Source organism: Streptomyces sp. NPDC050704 (assembly GCF_040654355.1).
Lineage (GTDB): Bacteria > Actinomycetota > Actinomycetes > Streptomycetales > Streptomycetaceae > Streptomyces.
Map to the genome: position 1 here is coordinate 67,161 of NZ_JBFAHW010000004.1, position 21,832 is coordinate 88,992.

The 21,832-nt window shown below is 66.0% G+C and carries 22 protein-coding genes; 18 read left to right on the forward strand and 4 right to left on the reverse strand.

Annotated elements, in window-relative coordinates; translation table 11 throughout:
• Positions 1-69: 69 nt before the first annotated feature.
• The gene (locus tag AB0I18_RS03030) at positions 70-822 is read left to right on the forward strand and encodes a hypothetical protein (RefSeq protein WP_363103592.1); all 753 of its coding nucleotides are present in this window, start codon (positions 70-72) and stop codon (positions 820-822) included.
• Between the two features lie 126 nt (positions 823-948).
• Positions 949-1,071: a hypothetical protein gene (locus tag AB0I18_RS03035; protein ID WP_363103593.1), complete on the forward strand. Its 123-nt coding sequence runs from the start codon at positions 949-951 to the stop codon at positions 1,069-1,071.
• A 131-nt stretch (positions 1,072-1,202) separates the two neighbouring features.
• On the opposite strand, the gene AB0I18_RS03040 is transcribed toward AB0I18_RS03035, so the two are convergent.
• The 3 genes from AB0I18_RS03040 to AB0I18_RS03050 form a co-directional block, all read right to left on the reverse strand.
• The gene (locus tag AB0I18_RS03040; RefSeq protein ID WP_363103594.1) at positions 1,203-1,844 is read right to left on the reverse strand and encodes a hypothetical protein; all 642 of its coding nucleotides are present in this window, start codon (positions 1,842-1,844) and stop codon (positions 1,203-1,205) included.
• Position 1,845: 1 nt separating this feature from the next.
• Entirely contained in the window at positions 1,846-6,429 is a 4,584-nt protein-coding gene (locus tag AB0I18_RS03045; protein WP_363103595.1) for an RHS repeat-associated core domain-containing protein, read from the reverse strand.
• A gap of 152 nt (positions 6,430-6,581) precedes the next feature.
• Positions 6,582-7,229: a hypothetical protein gene (locus AB0I18_RS03050; RefSeq protein ID WP_363103596.1), complete on the reverse strand. Its 648-nt coding sequence runs from the start codon at positions 7,227-7,229 to the stop codon at positions 6,582-6,584.
• A gap of 158 nt (positions 7,230-7,387) precedes the next feature.
• Between AB0I18_RS03050 and AB0I18_RS03055 the strand changes: the two genes are divergently transcribed.
• Positions 7,388-7,717, forward strand: coding sequence for a ribbon-helix-helix protein, CopG family (locus tag AB0I18_RS03055; protein WP_363103597.1), 330 nt, complete (start codon positions 7,388-7,390; stop codon positions 7,715-7,717).
• On the forward strand, positions 7,714-8,199 hold the full coding sequence (locus AB0I18_RS03060; protein WP_363103598.1) for a hypothetical protein: 486 nt from the start codon (positions 7,714-7,716) through the stop codon (positions 8,197-8,199). Before AB0I18_RS03055 ends, AB0I18_RS03060 begins: the two co-directional genes overlap by 4 nt.
• Before the next feature lie 21 nt (positions 8,200-8,220).
• Here the strand turns inward: AB0I18_RS03060 and AB0I18_RS03065 are convergent, their stop codons facing one another.
• Complete coding sequence (locus AB0I18_RS03065; RefSeq protein WP_363103599.1) at positions 8,221-8,508, reverse strand: winged helix-turn-helix domain-containing protein; 288 nt, start codon at positions 8,506-8,508, stop codon at positions 8,221-8,223.
• Positions 8,509-8,670: 162 nt separating this feature from the next.
• On the opposite strand from AB0I18_RS03065, the gene AB0I18_RS03070 reads away from it, so the two are divergent.
• The 14 genes from AB0I18_RS03070 (at position 8,671) to AB0I18_RS03135 (ending at position 21,826) form a co-directional block, all read left to right on the forward strand.
• Positions 8,671-8,967: a hypothetical protein gene (locus tag AB0I18_RS03070; RefSeq protein ID WP_363103600.1), complete on the forward strand. Its 297-nt coding sequence runs from the start codon at positions 8,671-8,673 to the stop codon at positions 8,965-8,967.
• Positions 8,964-9,311 carry a hypothetical protein gene (locus AB0I18_RS03075; RefSeq protein WP_363103601.1) on the forward strand — a complete coding sequence of 116 codons (348 nt, stop codon included), beginning with the start codon at positions 8,964-8,966 and terminating at the stop codon, positions 9,309-9,311. The genes AB0I18_RS03070 and AB0I18_RS03075 overlap by 4 nt, the downstream gene beginning before the upstream one ends.
• Positions 9,312-9,638: 327 nt before the next feature.
• The gene (locus AB0I18_RS03080; protein ID WP_363103602.1) at positions 9,639-10,310 is read left to right on the forward strand and encodes a hypothetical protein; all 672 of its coding nucleotides are present in this window, start codon (positions 9,639-9,641) and stop codon (positions 10,308-10,310) included.
• Positions 10,301-11,383 carry a hypothetical protein gene (locus AB0I18_RS03085; protein ID WP_363103603.1) on the forward strand — a complete coding sequence of 361 codons (1,083 nt, stop codon included), beginning with the start codon at positions 10,301-10,303 and terminating at the stop codon, positions 11,381-11,383. Before AB0I18_RS03080 ends, AB0I18_RS03085 begins: the two co-directional genes overlap by 10 nt.
• A gap of 131 nt (positions 11,384-11,514) precedes the next feature.
• Positions 11,515-11,811, forward strand: coding sequence for a hypothetical protein (locus tag AB0I18_RS03090; RefSeq protein ID WP_363103604.1), 297 nt, complete (start codon positions 11,515-11,517; stop codon positions 11,809-11,811).
• Between the two features lie 2 nt (positions 11,812-11,813).
• Positions 11,814-13,076 carry a putative T7SS-secreted protein gene (locus AB0I18_RS03095; RefSeq protein WP_363103605.1) on the forward strand — a complete coding sequence of 421 codons (1,263 nt, stop codon included), beginning with the start codon at positions 11,814-11,816 and terminating at the stop codon, positions 13,074-13,076.
• 40 nt (positions 13,077-13,116) lie between these two features.
• Positions 13,117-14,034, forward strand: a complete 918-nt coding sequence (locus AB0I18_RS03100; RefSeq protein WP_363103606.1) for a hypothetical protein — start codon at positions 13,117-13,119, stop codon at positions 14,032-14,034.
• A gap of 39 nt (positions 14,035-14,073) precedes the next feature.
• Positions 14,074-14,871 carry a hypothetical protein gene (locus AB0I18_RS03105; protein ID WP_363103607.1) on the forward strand — a complete coding sequence of 266 codons (798 nt, stop codon included), beginning with the start codon at positions 14,074-14,076 and terminating at the stop codon, positions 14,869-14,871.
• Between the two features lie 77 nt (positions 14,872-14,948).
• Entirely contained in the window at positions 14,949-15,839 is an 891-nt protein-coding gene (locus tag AB0I18_RS03110) for a hypothetical protein (RefSeq protein WP_363103608.1), read from the forward strand.
• A gap of 163 nt (positions 15,840-16,002) precedes the next feature.
• Positions 16,003-18,108, forward strand: coding sequence for a hypothetical protein (locus tag AB0I18_RS03115; protein ID WP_363103609.1), 2,106 nt, complete (start codon positions 16,003-16,005; stop codon positions 18,106-18,108).
• Positions 18,098-19,357, forward strand: a complete 1,260-nt coding sequence (locus AB0I18_RS03120; protein ID WP_363103610.1) for a hypothetical protein — start codon at positions 18,098-18,100, stop codon at positions 19,355-19,357. The genes AB0I18_RS03115 and AB0I18_RS03120 overlap by 11 nt, the downstream gene beginning before the upstream one ends.
• A gap of 161 nt (positions 19,358-19,518) precedes the next feature.
• A complete protein-coding gene (locus tag AB0I18_RS03125) occupies positions 19,519-20,145 on the forward strand; it encodes a hypothetical protein (protein WP_363103611.1) in 627 nt (208 codons plus the stop codon).
• Positions 20,142-20,441 carry a hypothetical protein gene (locus AB0I18_RS03130; RefSeq protein WP_363103612.1) on the forward strand — a complete coding sequence of 100 codons (300 nt, stop codon included), beginning with the start codon at positions 20,142-20,144 and terminating at the stop codon, positions 20,439-20,441. Before AB0I18_RS03125 ends, AB0I18_RS03130 begins: the two co-directional genes overlap by 4 nt.
• Entirely contained in the window at positions 20,438-21,826 is a 1,389-nt protein-coding gene (locus tag AB0I18_RS03135) for a putative T7SS-secreted protein (RefSeq protein ID WP_363103613.1), read from the forward strand. The genes AB0I18_RS03130 and AB0I18_RS03135 overlap by 4 nt, the downstream gene beginning before the upstream one ends.
• Positions 21,827-21,832: the final 6 nt, after the last annotated feature.

The following is a 21,832-nucleotide window of genomic DNA, read 5'->3' on the forward strand; positions in this document are numbered from 1 at the left end:
CGTCTCCACCGAAACCCATCTCCACCGAAAACCTGAGAAAGTCACCCGAACCGAGGAGCCCCTCCCCCCATGAAGCGAACCGCCCTGGCCGCCTCCGCGCTCTCCGTCGCCGTGCTCACGGGCCTGACCGCCTGCGGGGGCTCCTCCGACGCCGGCTCCGGTTCGGACACCGACGCGGCGGCCGACAAGCCGAAGGCGACGGCCTCTCAGGCCAAGGAGGCGAGCGTGAGCCCGGCGGAGCGTGTGGCGAAGCTCGCGATCACCGCGGCCGATGTCGGTGGCTACAACGTCGAGGAACCGTCGGAGGAGTTCATCTTCGCCAAGTCCCAGGACGAGGTCACGCTCGACAAGAAGGTCTGCGCCCCGCTGGCGTACGCGATGAACCAACTCCCCGTCGGCGAACCGCAGGCCGACCTCACCCGTGTCGCCTCGAACGGCTTCGCCAACGGCTACACCTACGTCACGCTCACCGCCTACGAGGATGGCGGCAAGGCGGAGTCGGCCATGGCCGGCCTCACCAAGGCGGTGGCCTCCTGCGGCGACGGCTTCACCGCCAAGGCGAACGGCAACACCAGCCCGTACGACTCGGTCGCCGCCGAACCCGTCACCGACAAGGCTGGCGCGGGCGACGAGTCCCTCGCCTTCAAGTCCACGATGACATTCAGGGGCTTCACACACGGGCTCCACTCGGCAGCCGTACGCAAGGGCGACATCATCGCCGTCTACTTCTCGGTGAACGGCGCGGCCATCGCCCAGTCCAGGCCGAGCGACGCCAAGCTGCCGGGCGCGGTGGTCGAGGCGCAGAACGCGAAGCTTGGGTGATGCGGGGGCGCCGGTCCCTGGCGCCTTCCAGCACTCGAGACCGGAAACCTGCCGCTGATCATCCCTGCGAGTGACTCGACGGCGTATTCCGGACCGGCTTGACGTGCCTTCACTACCGTCCGTCACATGGTCAGCTCATCCCACGAGGCGATGCGCCGCATCTTCCAGGAGGACCCCGGCGCCTTCGCGCGGAGGGTCGTGATCACGGTCACCACTGCGGGAGCTCTGTTCGCGGACACGACGGCCTGACGGGTGGGGGTGCGCCGGTCCCCAGAGGGCCGGCATCACCCCTGATCCCAGTCGGCCGACTCAGCGAACCGAGGCCGGGCGGGTCCCTGTGCCCCCGCGCACCGCCATGAGCAATTCAGCGGAAGTTGACATCATTCCTGGTCCCAACCAACGAGCTCGGCAACCGACTCCGTGGCTGCCCTGATCTCGTCGCGAACAGGGGTGCAGGAGTCACGCAGGCCTTCAAGGAAATTCCTGTCGAGACCACTTCCACCTTGATCGCGAACCAGGGATCGGACTGAGTCGAGGAAGGAATTCTGGCCGTCTTGCTCCAATTGCTGAAGGTGTCCGACTTCTTCGTCCTCACCTGCCCGAGTCATTGTGACGGCACTTCCGCCGAGTTTGAAGTCAAAACTTCCGAGAACCGTTTCAAGTGTCTGGCCGGACATCTCGGCTCTAGCCGGGTTGGGATTCATGTAAACAGCGATGGCGTTTACAGCAAGCATCGCGGACTGCACGATGGAGAACCCTTTACTACCCGGATCGTCGGCGTCGATCGATTCTGTTCTGTTTTCGAATTCTTCGAGAATCTCGATGAGATCATCCTCGTCTACTTCCCCGAGTGGAGCCCTCCAGGCAATATCAAGGGCATAGGAGAACCATTCTTTGTCCGCTGATTGGGCCAAAGCAGCGAATACTCCGCTCCCACGTTCCGCAGAGGCGAGACAGAACACCGCAAGAAAGTCAGCAGGGAGTTCACGAAGCGCGGAGTAGGCTTCCACATTACGAGCCAACTTAATCTCCTCTGGTCCAAAACAACGTGAAGGGTGAATTTTGTGGCATATGACCGCGAATTCCCTGTCCGCCGACCTCTATACCCCGTACATCGATTTGCGGCAGGCATATATCGTTGCAGAAGTTCCGCGAGGCCGCCCCGTAAACGGCATGTTCGTTGGGCCCCAGGGAGTTGAGTATACCTTCCTCGGCATGTCCGGGACCTCGGACAAACTCCTCGCCCTCTCGCAGCTGCCAGCCGGAGGGCATGGGTCCGTCACCATTGATTCCGATCCTCCTGGCGAACTGCCTCGTTTCGGAATTGAATACCCCGATCACCGCTGTGGTTCCCTTTACATCGGCCATCCAGTAGTCGTTCCTGAGGGATTGGAGCTCTTCTGCACGGTCAAGGGCCAGGAGAGCATCGTCCCGTGTTCCAGGGCTGCAGGGACTGAGTCCCAGGGGGTCGATCCACAGGAACGGGTTGTCGACGTACGCAAACGGGTTGGGTCCTGGAGCCAGCCCGAGGGGATCAAGGGTGACGTAACGGGCTGTCTCCGGGTCATAATGCCGGAAAAGGTTGTAGTGGAGACCGGTTTCCGGGTCGAAGTACTGCCCCGGGAACCGTAGCGGTGTGTATGCGGAGCTGCTCGAAGTCCAGCTGGTGGTGCCCCACAAGGAAGTACGGGTACGCCAGGCGACGTCACCTGATTCGTCGACGAGCTCGGTGGGAGTACCCACAAGGTCGGTGACGATCGCGAAGAAACGGGAGTCGATCTCGTCCTGGGGTGCCTCGGCCGCTGCGATGCGCTCGGTCTGGGCGATGGGCCGCAGACCCTGATGGTCCCAAGTGAGGGTGACCGGGTTCGGCAATTCATCGCTGGTTGTGGTCTGTTCGCAGAGAGTGGTGCCGTCCCAGGTGAAGTCGGTGCGTTCAACCACTGTCTCGCCGTCGGCTGCCATACGAAATTTGGCTGTGCGACGGCCGAGAGGGTCGTAGGCGTAGCGCCACAGGATGCCGTCGGGGGTGACAGCCGAGGCAAGGCAGTCTTCGGCATTCCATGTGTAGCGCCAAGTGTCCGGCTTACGGGAGAGTCGGGTCTTCTGGCGCAGAGTAATGCGGCCGAGTTCGTCGTGCTCGTAGCGAACCTGGCCGGCGTTGGTGATCCGAGTACCGGTATAGGTGCGCGGTCCGGTTGCTTCATGCCCGGGATGATCCCGGGGCCACGAAGCCTGGGTCTGATTGCCCGCTCCGTCGTAAGCGTAGGTCTCGGTCCAGTTCTGGGCATGGACGGCCGTGACCCGCCCGGCCGCGTCAAGGTCGAATCGGCGAGTGCCCGAACGCTGATCGGTCAACTGGCTGAGGTTGCCGTCGGCCCGGTAGGTGTAGGCCCGATGCTGGACGGTGCCGGCCTCGGCGACGGACACCGATTGAGCTGTAAGCCGCCCCAGTTCGTCGAAGGCCTGGGCAAGGGTTACGTTCGCGCCCATGCTCCTGGCGAGTTCCCTGCCTATCGGATCACGATGGAAGTCAACCGTACGACCGGAGGCGTTGAGCTGAGTGCGATTACCCGCCGGGTCGTAGGCCCATGTGCTGGTAGCGCCGCTCGAAGTGGTGCGGCGTATACGCCGTCCTGCAGCATCGTAGGCGTAGGTGACGGTGCGGCCATTGGCTGTCTCTGAGCACAGTCGCCCCAAGCTGTCGTACTGCAGCCGGAGTTCGGAGTCCGAATTCGCCGCTCGGGTCAGGCGACCGTACAGGTTGTAGGCGAAGGTGGTGACTGCGCCGACGGCATCCTTTCGGATGACCTGGCCGAACGCATCGCGTTCGAATGCGACGGTTTCACCGATGCCATTGGTACGGGAGGCGATCTGGCCGGCCGGGTCGTGGGTGTAGGTGAGCGTACGGTCGTCGAAGTCCGTTTCAGCTATCAGGCGTCCGGCGGCGTCGTACTCGTAATTCCAGGTCAGGCCCTGGGGGTTGGTGACGCCGATGAGCCGTAGCGACGCGTCGTATGCGAACTCGGAGCGCCTTCCGTCGGGGCCGCTGCGAGTGGCGAGTAGATCGAAGTGGGTGTACTCGAAATGGGATGTCTGCCCCAACTGATCTATGTGGCTGGTGCAGTTGCCTTCGCCGTCGTAGTTCCAGGCCTCCGTGGCGCCGTCAGGAGTGGTGCGGCCGATGAGTCTGCCTTCGGGCGACCAGGTGAAGCGCGTGGTGTGCCCCAGGGGATCGGTCACCGCAACAGGACGGCCGAACGCATCCCGCTCCCAGACCGTCTCGGCACCCGTCGGGTCAGTGACGTTCATGGGCAGCCCCGCAGGATTGCACCGCACCACAGTGGTGTGCCCCAAGGCGTCACTGACGGCGGTGGCGTCACCCGTCGCGCTGTACGTACTGCGGGCTGTTCCCCCCTCCGGGTCGGTTGCCGCGATGCAGTTGCCGCGCTCGTCGTAGGCGTATCGCCAGGTGGTTCCGTCCGGGAGGTCGATCGCCGTGATGAGGTTGAGATCGTTGTAGACGAAACGAACGACCGTACCGTCCGGCCGGGTCACCTCGGTGGGCTGCCCCAACTCGTTGTTTACGGCTTTGGTCGTGTATCCGACCTGATCCATTGAGGAGATGAGGTGGTGATGGACGTCGTAGGCGGTGCGGCTCACACCGCCCAGCGGGTCGATCTCTGCGACGACCTGAGAGTTGTCGTTGATGACGAAGCGGGAGGTGTCCCCCTCTGCCGTGGTGATTTCCGTGACGCGGCATTCGGGCCATGCGGGGTTCAGGACGTCGTACGCGAAGGTGTTCACCATGTGCCCGGCTTCACCGCCCTGCTCGATGCAGCGGTCTTGGGCGTCGTATGCGTACTCGTAGCGACTGCGGTTGGTGTCCGTCCAGGATGTGATGCGCAACCGCTCGTCGTACGTGAATTGCAGGGGCGTGCCTGAGGAGTTGGTAACCGAGGTGAGGTTGCCACCGGTGTAGCCGAATCGCTTGACCGTCAGATCTGAGTTGCCCTCGCCCGCACCCTTCACGCTGAGCGAGGTGATCCGGTCCTCGTCCACGGTCAAGATGAGTTGGTAGCCGCCGGAGTGCCGGATGGAGAGCGGCATGCCGCGGTCGTTGTAGTCGAAGGTAATGGTGTTGCTATTGCGGTCGGCAATACGTTCCAGGAGTGCCAGACCCGCGCTGGGCGCGGTGAATTGGTGGCTATGCCCGGTGATCGGGTTGCTGATGGTGTAACCGCCGTTGTCCAGACGGACCAGGGGCCAACGGGGACCGGCCTCGGGCATGACGGGCGAGTCCGGCCCGTCTGGGTGGGGGTAAGCCAGGAGCATCCCGTCCTCGGTGACGAAGACGACGCCGCTCTCATCGATCTCGAGACGCTGGTCGATGGTGGATGCCCAAGAAGGGCCGAACCACCAGCCACAGCGGTAGCCGGAAGCAGACCTGCGGGTGAAGGTCAGCGGGAGAGTACCGGGCAGCACTACATCCCGGCCCGCCAGGAACATCTGCCCGCTTGCGGGATCAACTGGGTCGCCGCAGCCCTTGATCTTGCTCGTGAGGCGGTTGTACGCCCCCTTCGCGCCGTCCGCGAGCGCACCACGGGCCGACTTGCCGAGACCACGAAGTCCTGTGGCCATGCCTTTGAGGCCGACCCTGAGGCCTTTGAGGCCCTTGAGGCCTTTGGCGAGGCCGCCGAGGGTGGTCAACCCCTTCATGCCGGGTATGCAATCGAGGGCGGCGAAGGCCACATCCCACAGGGATGCCTGGCCCTTCATATATTTGTTGAGGGTGTCGGCCAGCACCACGAGCGCCGCGATGAGCACAATCGCGCCCAGGATCGGCCCACCAATGATCATCGCGATGATGCCCAGGACGGCGACGACGACCTTGCAGACCGCGACGATGGTGTCCCAGTTGTCGGAGACCCAGTCCCCGACCTCCTCGTACCACTTACGGTTCTGAATCCCCGCGTCCGAGGCCTCATCCAGCTTGCTCTTCGCCTCGCGGGCAGCTTCCTCGCGCATGGTGCGCGCGTCCGCGGCCATCTTCTTCGCCGCGTCCAGCGCGTTCGAGGCGGAGGTGACATCCGACTGAGCGGAGCTGTGCGCGGACTCGGCGTTCTGGGCATCCCGCGTCGCGGCACGGACCTTGGACTCGTCCGGCTTCGGGACGTCCTTGCCCGCCGACGTGGGGTCGTCCTTGTACTTGTCGGCTTCCTTGTTGGCCCGCGTCACCCAGGAATCGGCCGTGGACAGACGGGACTTGGCCGAGGAGAGATCCGCCTGCGCCTCGCGGCCCTTCGCCAGCGCCTTGTCGGCCAGCGCCTGGGCCCGCTCCAGCTTCGGCCAGTACGCCGCCAGCGCATCCCCCGCCAGGTCGTACGACTTCTTCAGCTTCTTCAGATTCTTCGGGACTCCGGAGAACTCGTCCCGGAACACCTCGGCGGTCTTGCCCACCATCGTCAGGACGGCATCTTCCTCCGCCATCCCCTTCACCAGTCGCAGCGCGTCCTGCACGTCATCGGCGAAGTCGTGCAACTGCTTGGCCAACGACCGCACCCGGTCCGGATCCCCCGGCGTCGGATCCTTCTCCAGATCCAGCACATGCCAGTCCGTCGGCCGATAACCCGCCACCACGCAACCCCCGTCGCACCAACCTCTTCAACCACACGTACGCACAAGTGAAGTTACTAGGCACTGGTGTTCGGCGTGAAGGTCACACGGGCTGTTGCCGCCGCCACAGTCGCTGAACTGCGCTACTCCGCGAAGCGGAACGTCGACGTGATCGCGTCGAAGATGTCGAAGAACGAGTCGGCGAGGTCGAGCACCTGGCTGCTGCCGGCGATGAGGGCGACCTTGCCCTCCTGCCCGGGCACAGGGACGAACGTTTGCATGAGTACGGCCCGGATGGTGCGGTTGAGGGCGTCATCGGGTACGGGGATGTCCTCGATGCCGTACGTGCGCGCGGCCGTGCCGACGCCCGGGATGTCGACGGTCGTGACCTTCCGCCACGCGTCGCCCTCCTTCTTGGCCTCCCGCACGGCGAGCTGGCTCGCGATGACCTGGGGGTCGGTGGAGAGGGGTTCACCGGCCTGCGTACGTCCGCCGACGAGCGAGACCGTGATCGAGCCGGTGATCGGGGTGTCACCGCCGAAGCTCTCGGCCATGCAGCCGCAGTACAGCGCGCCGGACTTCCACGCGTCCGCCGCGGCCTTCCGCAGAAAGGCGGTGTACGTGTCCTGGTACTGGGCCAACTCCGGCTTCTGCCGCACCCGTTCGACCACCATGCGCCGGATCGAGTCGTCCCGCGACTCGGGCCGCACGTCGAACTCCCACCACGACTCGGGCACCTTTATTCGAAAGCCGCCGCGCTCGATGGTGAGCGCTTCCATGTAGCGGGCCATGTTGGATGTTCTCCCCGGTGTCGACTCAGGCTGGGCGGACTGGTGGGCGCAAGCCTACGAGGCCGCGTACGCGTGATCCCGGCGGCTCATTCGTACGTCGCCTCCTGCCCCTCCCCCTTCCGCTTGAGCGGCCGTAATACGCGTCATACACTCTTCTCATGGCCAAGACCAGGATCAGCATCAGCCTTGAGCAGGAGCAGGCCGAGCGCATCAGGCAGCACGCCGAACGAGCAGGCATGGATGTGTCGGCGTACCTCGTGCACGCGGCGACACGGCAGATGGCGGAGACCGAGGCCATAGAGGAACAGTTCTCCGGTCTCGATTCCCTCATCGCGGAGGCAGAGGCGGAAGCGGCCGCCCTTCCCCCCGAACCGGACGTGACGGCGCGGGAGCTGACAGAGCAGGAGCGGCGAGACGTCGAAGCCGCCCTCAACCTCGTCTACGGTGAAGACCGCTCGTCCGCCCGCCATCCCGGACACGCCGCGTGAGTGCACGAGTCCCGGTGTACGACACCGGAATGCTCATCGCCCTCGCGGATCGCAAAGCCAAGGCTGTCGCACTGCACAGCGGGCTCAAGGCCACCTCGCACCGGGCACTCGTCCTCGGCCCGGTTCTCGCCCAGGTGTGGCGCCCGCGCCCGGCGGCCATCCACGCCCTGGCCGCCGTCTTGAAGGACTGCACCGTGCCGCAGGCCCGGGCATCCGAGCCGCCCATGCGCGAGACGAAGGCCGGCCGGCCGGAGTGCATCGCGTGTGCCACCGGCCCTGACGTCATCGACTGGCGCCGCATCGGCGCGGCGCTGGGGGAGGCGAAACTCCCTCCCAAGAAGAAGCCGGACGCGGTGGACGCCTGGGTCGCCCTGTCCGCCGTCAAGCACGGCAGCGCCGTCGTCTTCACCAGTGACCCGGAGGACATCGAGGCGTATCTGGCGGTGCTGAATCCCGCCGACGTCCACGTCGAGGCGGTGTGATGGAAGAGCGCGGGGCGGGCGTTACTGGGAGTTGTCGTCGGAGGGCTCGTCCACTTCCGGGTACGCGACGAAGGTGCCCTTCGCGGGGAGCGTGACGACGAGACCGCGTTCGCGGAGTTCGCGGACTGCTCGGCGGGCGGTCAGATAAGCCACTCCGTACTCAGTACCGAGATCCCGCTCACCGGACAGCCGCGCGCCCGGCCTCAGCTCGCCCGACTCAATTCGGGCAGCGATGTGGTCGGCCACCTGCATATAGACGTACGCGATCTTGTTGGGATCGATCGGCGAATCGCCTGTGTCTGCTGCCATAACAACCACCGTAAAACAGCATTGAGCTGCAGTGATGGTCCTATTGCTGCGCACTGCTATGCACTGACATGCGCAGCAATGTAGGCTTACGGCACGAAAGACCCCGGCGACGGAGGCAACCGTCCCGGGGCGTGGCCGACGCTTATCTCTAGGAGCGCCAACGTGCTGGACCTTACCGTTCGCTTCTTCGCCTGGGTGCTGAGCATCTGCACTCCCCGCCCCCGAGGCCGCCACCGCCTCGGCACGCTCCCGCCCCTGCGGATCATCCCCGCCCCACCGCCCCGCTTCACCGAACTCCTCGACGGCAACGCATCCCGACTCGTACGCCCCTACGTCCTGGACCCCGCCGAATACCGACGGCAACGCGAACGCCGCCGCGCCGCCTACCTGGCAACCCTGGGCATCGACGTCGGCCCGTCCCACATCCACGGCGTCCGCGTACCCGTGGCCGCCCGATGACGCGCCCCGCCGTACGGATGTGCGCCCGCTGCCACGACACGACGAGTCACCCGGTACTCGTCCACGAGGTGCACGCGGCGACGGGCCCGGGCTTCAACGTGTACGCGTGCCCTGAGTGCGCCGACCACTACCCGCCCATGACCGACGTACTGGAAATCCCGGACACGCCCCGCCGACCGCGCCCCCGCTCCCGCCTCACCCTCCGCGTCTACAAGATGGACGCGAAGGGTGCCGTAACCGAGGACCGAGGAAGGGTCGAGATCCTGCTCGGCGACCGAACGGACCCGCTGCCGCGTACGTCGGCCTACCCGCCCTGCGGATGCCCAGGCTGCCGAGCCCGATAGCCCGCACCGAACACTGAGCGGACGCGCCCCCATCAAGGCGATTGGAAGCTTCAGGACACGCATGGCCTCAGCAAGGCCTGGTCGCAGCCACTGGCACTGGCCCAAACCTTCCAATCACTCACTCCAACACCCACAGCGGCCTCGGACGCGCGTCTGGCGTTCGGGGTCGCTGTGCACTCAGACACGATCGGGCCACAAGCGCCATCGCCTTGCCCGATTTCTCCATATCCGCCCAGCCATGCAAGGAAGTTCGCTGTAGCGAAACCGATCGCCCCACGGATACCGTCGTTGCTCTTGACTGCTTTTCTGTCTCACGGGGAGTCCACTGTGAAGCGCCGCACTTTGCCCGTTGCTACCGCGCTCGCCGCGACCGCGGCCCTGCTGCTGACGGCCTGTGGCAGCGGAGACGACAAGTCCTCCGACGGCGACAAGATCGCCGGTGCCGAACAGGGGACGGAGGCGCCGAAGAAGTCGGCGGAACCCTCGGCGGCGCCGGCGGTGGACAAGCCGGACGGTGTGGACGTCTCCCTGCCCAAGGACATGAACCTGGTCTTCGACTGGGACAAGCCCAAGGACAAGAACGAAGCGGCCGCGATGGACGACGCCGCCAACTTCCTCCGCGCCATCTACCGAGGCGTCGACAAGCGCACGACCAAAGACGCGGCCGTGACCGCCTACGCCACCGGCGAGGGACTCCACTACGCGAAGACCCAGATCAACGCCTGGATCGACGGCGACTGGACCGCCACTGGCACCCTGCGCCACTACGACGCCACCACACGGTCCACGTCGAACAGCAAGGCGGTGGAAGTGGCGTTCTGCGCAGATGCAGGCAAGTTCTACGGCAAAGAGATCAAGACCGAGAAGATCCTGACGACCAAGCCCAGCATCGAGGACTTCGACTACTACAAGATCATCATGGTCAAGTTCCCTACGGGCACGGACTTGTGGCAGGCGTCCCAGGTGTTCGTCGAGACGAAAGCCGAGAAGTGCCAGTGAACACTCGGCGCACAGTCCTCAGCACCGCAGCTCTGACACTGGCCCTCAGCGCTCTCGTCCTCACGGAGTCCGCTCACGCCGCAAAGCCGGTGGGTTCCGGCCAAGGAGCCAGCACAGACGAGAAAGGCGGCGGAGACGAGAAAGGCATCTACGCCGCCGCCCGGATCCAGTACTCCGGAGCCGTCGCCAAGGGAGGCGGCCGCGGAAACGTCACCTCCGCCGACGTCAACTGGACGCCCCCGCCCTGCTGGTACGCCCCCTACCTCGGCGCCAAGGACTTCAAGAAGAAGATGTCCAAGGACATCGACACCTCGAAGAACACACCCGGCATGACGGGCCACGCGGGCGCGGCGATCGGCGAGATGGAGCGCCACTACGAGGATGACTTCGGCTGGGCCGACAACCCCGGCTACAAGGACTACAACGTCGAGAAGGACGGCGAGGGGATGTTCTGGGCCGGCGTCGAAAACCCCGACGAGACGGACTATCTCAAGCGGAAATCGTGCACCGACCTACCCTTCTGGGTCGACAACGGCGAGCCCCCGCCGCCCCAGCACGAAGAGGCCATCACTCCGGAGATGCTCGCCGCCCTCGCCTACCAGCACATGCAACTCCCCGACACCAAGGTCACCCTCGCTCCCGAGGCCAACACCAAGGTGAATCTGCCGACTTGGGCCTGGCTCGACGAGGCCGTCTTCGACGAGGTCCAGGCGACGGCGGCCATCAACGTCCCCGGCTTCAACATCCAGGCGACAACGACCGCCGCCCCCAAGTCGCTCACTCTCGACCCCGGCACCGAAGACGCCAGCACCATCCCCGCCGACGGCGAATGCCTCATCGTCGACGGCAGGATCGGCGAGCCCTACGCCAAGGGCAAGTCCGAGGAGACCCCACCCTGCGGCATCGTCTACCGCCGCTCCTCCAACGGCGGAACATTCCCTCTCAAGGCAGCCCTCACCTGGGAGATCAGCTGGACGGGCACCGGCCAGGCCGGACCGATCGGCATGCCCGACGGCACGATCGAGGTCGTCCAGGACATCACCGTCGAGGAAATCCAGTCCGTCAACCGCTGAGCGGAGCGGACGGCTCGCGGCCGGTTCAGCCCTCGTGAACCGGCCGCGCCTCTCCCCCAAACCACCACCCCACAGACGAACCACTCCCTCCTCCCCCACCGACGAACCACTCAGGGAACCCGGAACAGAACATGAGCGACCTGCGCCTCGAAGACACAGTCTTCGAGGATCTGAAGAAGACCTTCTCGACGATCAGCGACCGTATGGATTCCGCCCGCCGCACCCTCCGCGGCGCCGACGGCTCCGCGGTCGGTGAGAGCGGGCTCATCGAGGACGTACACGAATTCGCCGACGAGTGGGGCTACGGCATCAAACAGCTCGGCAAACACACGCAGGGTGCCGTGAAAATGATCAACAAGATAGGTGAGGAGTTCGGCAAGCTCGACCACGAACTCGCCGAATCCCTCAAGACGAAGAAGGGCAAGTAGACGTGGCCGGCAAGCGCCCCGCCTTCCCGAACATAGGCTGGGACCCGACGCCGGGAGACGTCGACGACACCCGGGACCTCGCCAAGAAACTCGGAGGCCTGGCAAGCGACCTGGGCACCACTCTCCGCGAGTTGGAGCGGATCGAGTGCGGTGCCTGGAAGGGCAAGACCGCGGTCGCCTTCACCGAGTACATCGGGAAGGACGTCACCCCGCTCATCAGCAAGAGCCACGACTCCTTCGACAAGGCCTCGCGCGCCCTGCACCGGTGGGCCAACGAACTGCAGGACTTCCAGGACGAGGCGAACCGCCTGGAGAAGTCCGCCGGCGAGAAACTCGAAGCCAGAGAAACGGCCCAGCAGAAAGCCGACGCGAAGGGCGACGGCAAGGGCAGCGAGGAACTCGGCAAGGCCTCCGGCGCGGTCGACGAGGTCACGGGCAAGGTCCACGACCTGGAGGACCGCTACAAGCGAGCCGCCGACAACATAAGCAAGGAACTCGACAAGGCGGGCGACATCGCCCCGGACGAGCCGGGCTTCTGGGACAAGCTGGGTCAGGGCGTCTCGGACGCCTGGGACGCCACCGGCGACTGGCTCAAGGAGCATGCCGACCTGATCAAAGCGATCGGCGACGTACTCAGTGACATCACCGCCGTGCTCGGCATGCTGGCCATCGTCACCCTTCCCTTCCCGCCCCTCGCGGCCATCTTCGGCACGGCCGCACTCATCGGCGCGGGGCTCACCCTGGCCGCCCATGGCGTGGCCAAGGCGGCCGGCGCGGATGTGAGTTGGGCAACGCTCGGACTCGACGCGGTCGGGCTACTGCCGGGAATCGGCATGTTCGGAAAGGGCGTCAAGGTCGTCGGCAAGACCGCCGATATAGCCGAAGGCGCGGCGAAGGCCAAGGTCGGCATGCTGGGGAAGGGGTTCCAGTACAAGGATCTGGGCAGTTCACGCGTCCTGTTGTCCTTCGGCGGGAAATCGGCGGGACTCACGGGTGGGATCGGCAAGGCGGGCTTGGTGAAGATCGGTGGCACATCCGACTTTGCCTTCGAGGTCTCGCACGCAGGGAGCGGCCTGATGTCGCGTATGGGAGGCCTTGCCAGCGCCGGCTATCACGAAGGGCAGTGGCTGGGCACGAAGGGGATCAACATGGTCACATCGAAGGGCGTGGACCCGTTCAGTGGCCTCGGTAGGGCTATCGACGGTGGTATGAAGATTGCGCCCAAGGTTGCCACTCATATCGGACAGGCCGTATCCGGTGACTAATCAGAGGAATGGCGCTCCACACGAGGAAGGGCATACAGCAATGAACATCTGGCAGCCCGATCCGGGAGAGACGCTTCTTTCCCGCGCTCCGGTCACCTTCGCCACGGGTGCCGCACCGCGTGTCAGGGGCATGCGCTGGTTCCGTGACACCGAACGCAACGACATCCAGCACGAACTGCCCGGCTGGCCCAAGGGCCCCTCCTTCACGGCCCGTTCGACGGGAGGCGCGGTCGCCCAGAAGTCCTTGAGGGGCGCCGCGACGGCTGCGGGCGTAGCCGTCATGGCCTTCCTCAGTGCCGCGGGGGGCAACGTCAGCGGAGGCGGCGGACCCGACGACTCGGGCTCCGACACCCCGGACGACCCGGCCGACGAGGTTGAGGACTTTCCGGTCATGTGGGCCGCACCCGGCACGATCGCCCGCACCCTGCCCTGGCAGCTGGATCCCGGCCGCTCGGACGACAAGCACTACTCCACTCACCTGATCGTCACCGACCGCCGCTTTGTCGTCGTCGGCCTGCCCTTCCACAAGAAGAACTTGAAGGCTATCGAGGACGAGGTGCTCTGGCAGTGCGCCCGTACTGACATCAGTGCTGTTGAACTCAAGGACTTCAAGGACGGCAACGACTTCAAAGTCGCCTTCGTGGACGGCTCCTGGTGCAGACTGAGTTGCCATTGGCGCCGGAAGCTCACGTCGTATCTGACGCCCCCACGTGAACTAATCCCCTTGGAATCCCTGACTCCGCAACAACAGAAGACCATTCAGGAAATCACCAGGGAGAAGCAGGTGCCGGAGTCCGTTTCCCCTATTCTCTCCTACAATCCAAACGGACGAATTCGGATTCATATCTTGCTTCCAAGCAAGTATACATCCGCCTTCGGCGCCTCGGAAGTGAGCGCCACCATAGAACCCGATGGGCGCAGGGTCGACATCGGTGACTACCAGCCCGAGGACTTCTGACCCCGGCGCCTCATGACTTCTGGAACGGTATTCAGTTCGATGACACCCTCTTCCGGTTCCACCGCACCGGTTCTCCCGCTCGTCCCACAGACCGAGCCTCCGCCCGTCTGGTTCCTCAGTCCCGAGGGGTTCTTCGCTCTCCCCCTCGCCGAAACACCCGAGGAACGGGCACAGCGTGCGGAGTCCTTCGTACGCGAGCTCTATTCCCGCGGGGACGAGAGCATCTGGGGTCCTGCCTCTCCGTACTTCGCGGCGATGGCCGAACTCATGGCGGGATCCGGTGTCTCCTACTGCGCGATGGGCCTTTTCTCCACATCCGACGAGGAGCGCACTCCGGATGGGGACGTGGCCAGGCACGACCTCTCCGACGGAGCGGCCCAGTGTGCCTTCACCCTGTCGGCCATCCCCACTGACCAGGCCGAAGCAGACACCGACGTCGTCGCTCAGGGGATCCTCGCCATCCTCTCCAAGGACCCGTACGACGACGTCCGCTGGCTCGACCTGCCCTGCGGCCCCGCCGTGTCGTGTGTCACCTGGCGTCAGCACCGGCTCGATCCGGAAATGACGGCAAGCGGTGAGACAACGGATCTCGTCACCGCCCAGATTCAGGTCCATGTCCCGTTTCCGACCGGTCCGTTCACCGCCGTCTTCACTCTGTTCACGGCGTCGGTGGACTATTGGACGCAGTTCTCCGACCTCATGGAGGGAATCCTCCAGACAGTCTCCTTCACGGACCCGACGGAGGACGCGGAGGCGGGCAGGACTGCGAGCACGGACGCGGACGTCGACACAGCAGACACCACGCAGGCGGCGACCGAAGCAGCCGGGCCTCGCTGACGGCCGCCTGGCGTGGCGTAGTCGAACGCGCCCACGGGGCGAACGACGCAGGCGAACTCACAAGAAATGACGTACTGATGGACTGGCATCCCGCGCCCGACGAAGACCCGCTCTTCCGGCTCACCGTCAAATTCGCCACCGGTCTGGCGCCTGCGGTCTCTGGTTACAGATGGTTCCGGGACGCCGAACGCAACGACATCCAAGGCGAGTTGGCAGGCTGGCCCCCTGGCCCCGAATTCGCCCCGCGCACAGCGGGCGACCAGACCGCCCGCCGCGCCGGCCGTGGATTCCTCACCGCTATCCCGGTGATCGCGAATCTCATCGCCAACATCGGTGGAGCCGGCGGTTCGCCTTTCGGCGGCGTGGCCGGGGCAAGAAAATCACAGGACCCGGAGAACGAGGTCCACGACTTCCCCGTGATGTGGGCCGCCCCCGGAGCCGTCGCACGTACTGTGCCGTGGCAGCTGGATCCCGGGCGCCGTCCGGACGGGTACGGCACGGATCTCGTTGTGACCAACCGACGGCTGCTTTTCCTCGGCACTCGAAGTGACACTTCCGACGAAGCCGACGTCCTGGGTGAGATTCCGCGGGAGTCTGTCATCGAGGCCCAGCAAATGGAGTTCAGCAAGATCAGCGCGGATGTACGCATCACGTTCGCCGATCAGTCCTGGATCCGCCTCTTCACCGGCAATCCCAAAATCGCCGAGAGAGTCGCAGGAATCCTCTGCGGAAACGACCAGGCACTACCCGAAAGCGCCCTGACGGAGGCGCAGCGCCAAGGCGTGTCCCGATTCATGGCAGACCTCCCCGACACCGCACAGCCGCCCGTGTATATCAGGCTGCCCAGTGGAATCCTCCTCGTCGAAGCCAGCGCTCCCTCCAAAGCCGGAAAGGAAATCTTCAGTACGGCCGGGACCCTGATGGACGCCTCGGGCAAGCCGGCACAGCCGAAGCCCGGTGACCTGTAGGGATGCGTCCACGTGGCACAGACGGGGGTCATCACCTCGGGCGGCCGTCAGCGGATGTCTCGCCCCCGGATCAAAGAAGGACCCGGAGCAGGCACAGAAGCCTGGCGGCTGACCGTCCGGTCCCCCGTTTCGCTACCGCGAACAGATAAGTAGAGTGCGGCGAATGAGACCAGGGGGCACGCAGGACGACACACGGGCAGCAGTGACGACCACGCCGTACGGCGACGCACACCGGGGTCACGCTTCACGCCCGAGATACACCCTCGGAGTCTCCGTCGTACTCCTCCTGCTGTGCGCCCTCTGGACCGCCACCCCAGCCCCGGCCGGGGCCGCCGACACCACCCAGGCAGCCCACCTCGCCGCCCAGCTCCGTACCAACCCGGTCTACGTAACCGACCAACTCCCGCGCGAGATACCCCGGTCCACGGCCCCCGACTTCACCAGACTCGCCAAGCGCACGGGCGTCCCGACGTACGTCCTCGTACTCCCGAACCAGTCCACCAACGGCAAGGCGTTGCTCGGCGCCGTGCACGACCGGCTCGGGCGGGACGGGTTGTACGTGCTGGTGGACTACATCGGCGTCACGGACGCGGTGGCGTTCGGGGTGCGGGCACCGGCTGAGGACGCGCTGACGGTGACGTCCTATGAACTGCCTTATGACGCGGGCCCGTTGCGCAGCTTCGAGCGGTTCGCCGACGTCATCGCCCAGGGCGACGAGAAAGCGGCCGCACGGGCGGAGGCGGCAAGCGAGAAGTACGGTGGCAGCCACTCCGGGGAGGAGCCCGAGGAGCTGTACATCGGCCCCACGGATCGTGACAACCAGTCCTTCCTCACCGGGATCCTGCTCACCGGCCTGCCTCTGCTGCTCCTGACGCTCGGCGCTTTCGTACGTCGCTGGAGGCGCCGCCTGCCCTCGGCTCGCAGGAATCCGGGCGCTGGTACCACTTCCCACCTCCCCCGCGGGGTGCTGCCCGGCCTCGCCCTGCTCACTGCCTTCGCGATCGGCCTCGGCGCCTGGTTCACCTTCGACCAGACGACGTCGAGCGCGGCGCAGGCGCCCGCCGCCACCGACCTGTCGGCGCGTATTGACCGGGTCGCGGAAGGCTTGAAGCAGGACTCGGTCTACGCGGATCCGGAGAGCCCGCAGATCCTCGACGCCGATCAGAAGAAGCAACTCCGCGACCGCATCCAGGAGTTCAGCGGCTCCAAGGACGGCGGGCCGGTCTTCGTCACCGTCGTCCCGCAGATGCCGGAGGACGAATCGGCCGGCAACACCGACGTGTTCGCGGCCTCCGTGCACAGAGAGCTGGACAGGGACGGCGTGTACGTCGTGGCCGACCCGGTCGACGGCGACATCAACGCCGTCAGTTACGGCCTGCCCCATGTCACCAACCGCTACCTCTTCGGCCTGCCGGACGCGGTCCAGTACGACGACTCCGATTCCCGTGACCACCGACTCGGCGAGCGTCTCGACAAGTTCATGACTTTCCTCGAGAAGGCACCGGCCGAGGACGAGCCCGACTACCCGGCCCCCGACCGCAGGCCGGAGCCCGTCGACGACCACGCCCTCGCCCCGCTCTTCTCCGGCGACTTCTGGCCCGGCCTGCTCGTCGGCGCGCTGGTCGCGCTGCTGGCGTTCGCTCTCCTCGCCGGGGTGCTCGCGATCGTCGGTACAGTGCTGCGGCGACGCAACCCCGCCCCACTCCCCTCGGCGACCCTGCCCTTCGAGGCTCCGACCGACCCGTCCACGACGTACCTGCGACGCACGGCGCGCACCGAACTCGGGGAGCTCCAGGGGCAGTTCAGGGACAGCCCGGACCAACTGGCACACATGCGCGCCTGGGAGTGCTTCGACGCGGCGATGCTGCTCGTCGACGGCGACGTCGACGCACTCACCGACGACGACTCCGTCGAGCCCGCCTCCCTGGTGGCGGTCATCGTCCTCTCCCGCGCCGGCCGGGCGGCTCTCTCCGGCGACACGAACAACCTCTGCTGCGGCCTGAACCCCCTGCACGGTCCGGCGGTCAGCCGCCACCACGTCCGCATCTCCGCCGAGGGCCGGCGCAGGAGCCTGCTCCCCGTCTGCCAGGTGTGCCGCGAGACGGCCATCGTCGAGCCGGGCACGGTGCACACACTCCGGATGACGCTGCCGGGGCCGGAGCGCGGCGAACGTATGCCGTACGAGGAGGACGCGGGGCCCCTTCCCGCCGTACGCGACGGAATTCCCGAACTCATCAATCGAGTAAGGGAGTTCACCAGTGTCAGCTAAGCGTGACCTCACTGTCCTTCTGACCGCTCTCCTGGCCGCACTGCTTCTCGCCACCCCCGCCTGGGCGAAGGCCGACGACACCAGCCCCGGCGAGCGGATCACGAACGCTCTGGGCAAGTCGCCCGTGTACGTCGATCCGGCATACGACGGATCAGTCCCGCCCGCTCGTCAGAAGCAACTCGCCCACCAGATCTCGCGAACCGGCCTTCCGATCAAGGTCGTTCTGACCCCCCTGACCAAGGGTGACTCCTTCAACGGCGACTCGGCCGTCCTCGCCGAGGTCGTCCGCGACCGCCTCGCCCTGCGCGAACTCATCCTGATCACCACGGACGGCGAGTTCACCGACTCACTGAACGGCCACGAATGGCCGGGCGACGCCCATCAGGCACAGGACGCGGTCGCCACGGTCGGGTTCCTGGACGAGATGGAGGACGCCGGCCTGGCCGACCGGACCGCGAAGGCGATCGAACTGGTCGAGCAGGGGGATGGAAGGGAAGCGTACGAGGAGGCGACGAATGACTTGCGCAACGGCAACGGTTCCGGTCAGACACCGGGGTCGTCCGAGTCGTCGGACGAGGGCACTTCGCCTTTGCTCTGGCCAACTCTGATCGCCGTACCGTCTCTCGTGGCTGCCCTGGCTCTCCTCTTCTTCGTACGCCGTCGCGACCGCCGGGGCGCCTCCTCCGCGTACTCGCATGCGGTGTTCATGGCGGCCCGCGCGGCCGACGAAGCCGAGCTTCGACGCGCTGCGGAGGCGGAGGTGCTGGCCCTGGGTGAGGCGCTCCGTTCGACAGCTCTCTCAACCACTGCCATGCAGCAGGCCCTTGACGCCTACGCGGCCGCCGGCACCGTACTCGACGCGTCCCGGGGCCTTCCGGACCTCGCCGGAGTGCTGGCCTTGGCGGCGGAGGGCCGCGACGCCCTGGACGCCGTCGCCGACCCCCTCCCCCTGTGCTTCTTCAACCCTCTCCACGGCCGCGCCACCGACCGGCTCGACTGGCGCCTTCTCGGCCGCCGGGACTTCCTCCGGGTCGCGACATGTCCGGCCTGCGCTCAGGCCGTTCGCGAGCACCGAGCGCCGGAGGTGCTCACCGACACGACAAAGGACGGCCGCCGCGTCCCGTACTTCGAAGCCACACACAGTCTCTGGGCGACGACCGGGTACGGCTCACTGCTCTCGGGTGCGGACGATCGCTTGGCCCTCCGGGTCAGTCGGGGCGACTTCTCCCGCAGCCTCGGCTGTCGGTAGGCATGGCGGACTTACAAACGGTCCGCGCGTGAACGGGAAACGCTCGGGCTTCACGAACCGACCACGCCATCCCTCTCAGTCCGGATTGAGCACCTCTGTCATGTCTCACGGAAAACTTCGCTGTGGCGAAAAGCGGCGCCCCCCGGATAGCGTCGGGCGGCATGCAGCAGACCGCGCCGTCCGAACGGGCCGCCGAGGGTGAGAACATCTTCGGCCTGATCACACCCGAAGACTGGTATCGCATCCCGCTCCTCCCCCTGGAGCGCCGCGAAGCATCCGTGAGCGCCTTGATCAAAAGGCAGTTCGGCGGTGTGGACGATCAGCCGGTGCTGCGCCGCCAGGCGGAGGAGCAGCTTCTGGGCGCCGCTGAGGCGGGTGCCGATCAAGGTGGGGTGGTGCTCTACCTGTCATTTCTGGAGGCAGCCGGCATCCCGCTGTCCGCGTCATTGCTGATCTCCAGGCTCCACCAGCGGTTCGACAGCCTTGACGCCGTCGCGGCGCTGGCAGGCAAGGGCGAGACGGCTCCGGTACGCCTTCCGGCCGCCGGGCGGGCGGTACGCCGACGACGTACGGAGCGAACACGGGAAGCCAAGCGGCTCGGCAGCGAGTTCGAGGACACCATCGTGGAGTACTTCGTCCCCGTACCGGATCGGGACGAAGTACTCATGCTGACGTTCAGCACCCCGCTCGAGCCGATCGCAGACGCGATGGCGGAACTGTTCGACGCGGTCGCCGGTACTCTGCGCTGGCAGAAAAAGACTCAGGAACCACGGGGGCACCAGGGATGAGCGAGCGGCTCAGAGTCTCTACCGACGATCTGCACACGGCCGGAGTGGGACTGCGAACCGTGGCCACGGAGTTCGAGGGGCTCGACAAGCTTCTGGACTCCTACGACCGGCGAACGGTCGGGCACAAGCTGCTTCAGGAACGACTGCAGGAATTCTCCGACGGCTGGAACGACAACCGGGAGAAGATGATCGAGGAGATCAAGGGCCTGGGCGAGGTGGCCAAGACCGCCGGCGAGGCGTACACCGAGATCGACGACGAGCTGTACAAGGCGCTCGTCGGGAAGGACAAGAAGTGACTCGCCCCGCCGACCACCGCTGGGAGGTGCTGGGCGAGAGCGAAGACCCGGTGCCCGGCGACGTGTACGACCTCCAGGCACTCGCCAAGCGCTTCACCGCCACGGCGAAGACCATCTCGGACGCCGCCGCCGCACTACGCCGCCTCGGCGACCAGAAGAGCTGGGACTCCAAAGCGGGGCGGGAGTTCGCCGACAAGGCCGACGACACCGCGAAGACCGTGAGCAAGGCGCACGACCGCTACAAAGAGGCCGGCGCCGCCCTGAAGGAGTACCACACCGAACTCGAGACGATCCAGGACGAAGCGGATCGGCTGCTGGGGCAGGCGGAGACGAAGAGCGGCGATCTCACCACCGCGAAGTCCCAGGCCGACGGCCCGCCCAAGGACACCGACAAGGCCGGGCAGAAGAAACTCGACACCAAGGTGACGGATCTGCAGGGTGATCTGGAGGGGCTGCGCGGAAAGCTCTCCACACTCAAGAGCCGTCACAACACCGCGGGCAATGCGGCCGCCAAGCGCATCCACGAGATCACCGAGAGCGACGACCTCAACGACTCCTGGCTGGACGAGCTGCGCGACACCCTGAAAATCGTCGCCGACATCGCGGGAGCCGTCGCGGCCGTGTGCGGGCTGGTTGCACTCCTTGTCGGCTGGATCCCGATCATCGGTCAGGCGATCGCCGGCGTTCTGGGCACCATTGCACTGATCGCGACCGCCATTTCGCTCGTCTGTCACGTGCTCCTCGCCATCAACGGCGACGGATCGTGGGGAGACGTGGCCATGGACGTACTGGGGCTGGCGACCTTCGGCATCGGGCGTGTCTTCTCCGCCGGGGCCAAGCTCGCCGCCACAGCCGGCCGCAGCCGCGTCTGGGCCGCGGCGACCCAGTACGTACGCGGGTGGCATCCCGGTCTCAGCTCAGCGGCGCGACGCGCGATGGTCGTGGAAATGGTGGGAGCTCGAGCCGGAGCGACCGGGACCGCCGCGGCACCAAACGTCTCCCTGGGAGCCGCGTTCAGGGGCCTGCCCCGCTCCTTCGCCGACGACATCGGCACGATCCGGGGCAACTGGAGAGATCTGTTCAAGGTCGGTGACAACGTCTCCGCGGTCCGCAACGCATGGAACGCGGGTGGCACGCGCGGCGTCGCCAGCATGTACGCGGGGCCCGGGATGGTCGACGAGCTCTCCCGCATCAAGAACATCGACGCCGCGGATCTGAGCTTCATCGGCACACCTGACGCCTTCAAGCAGGCCATGCAGTACAACTCCTGGGCCCTTGGGGCGACCGGTACGGGGGCCACCTCGGACACCAAGAGCTTCGTCGGGCTCTTCGGTAACGAGGACATCGACGTGACCGGCCCCGACGCCTCACTGGCCGGAAGGTAGCCTCCG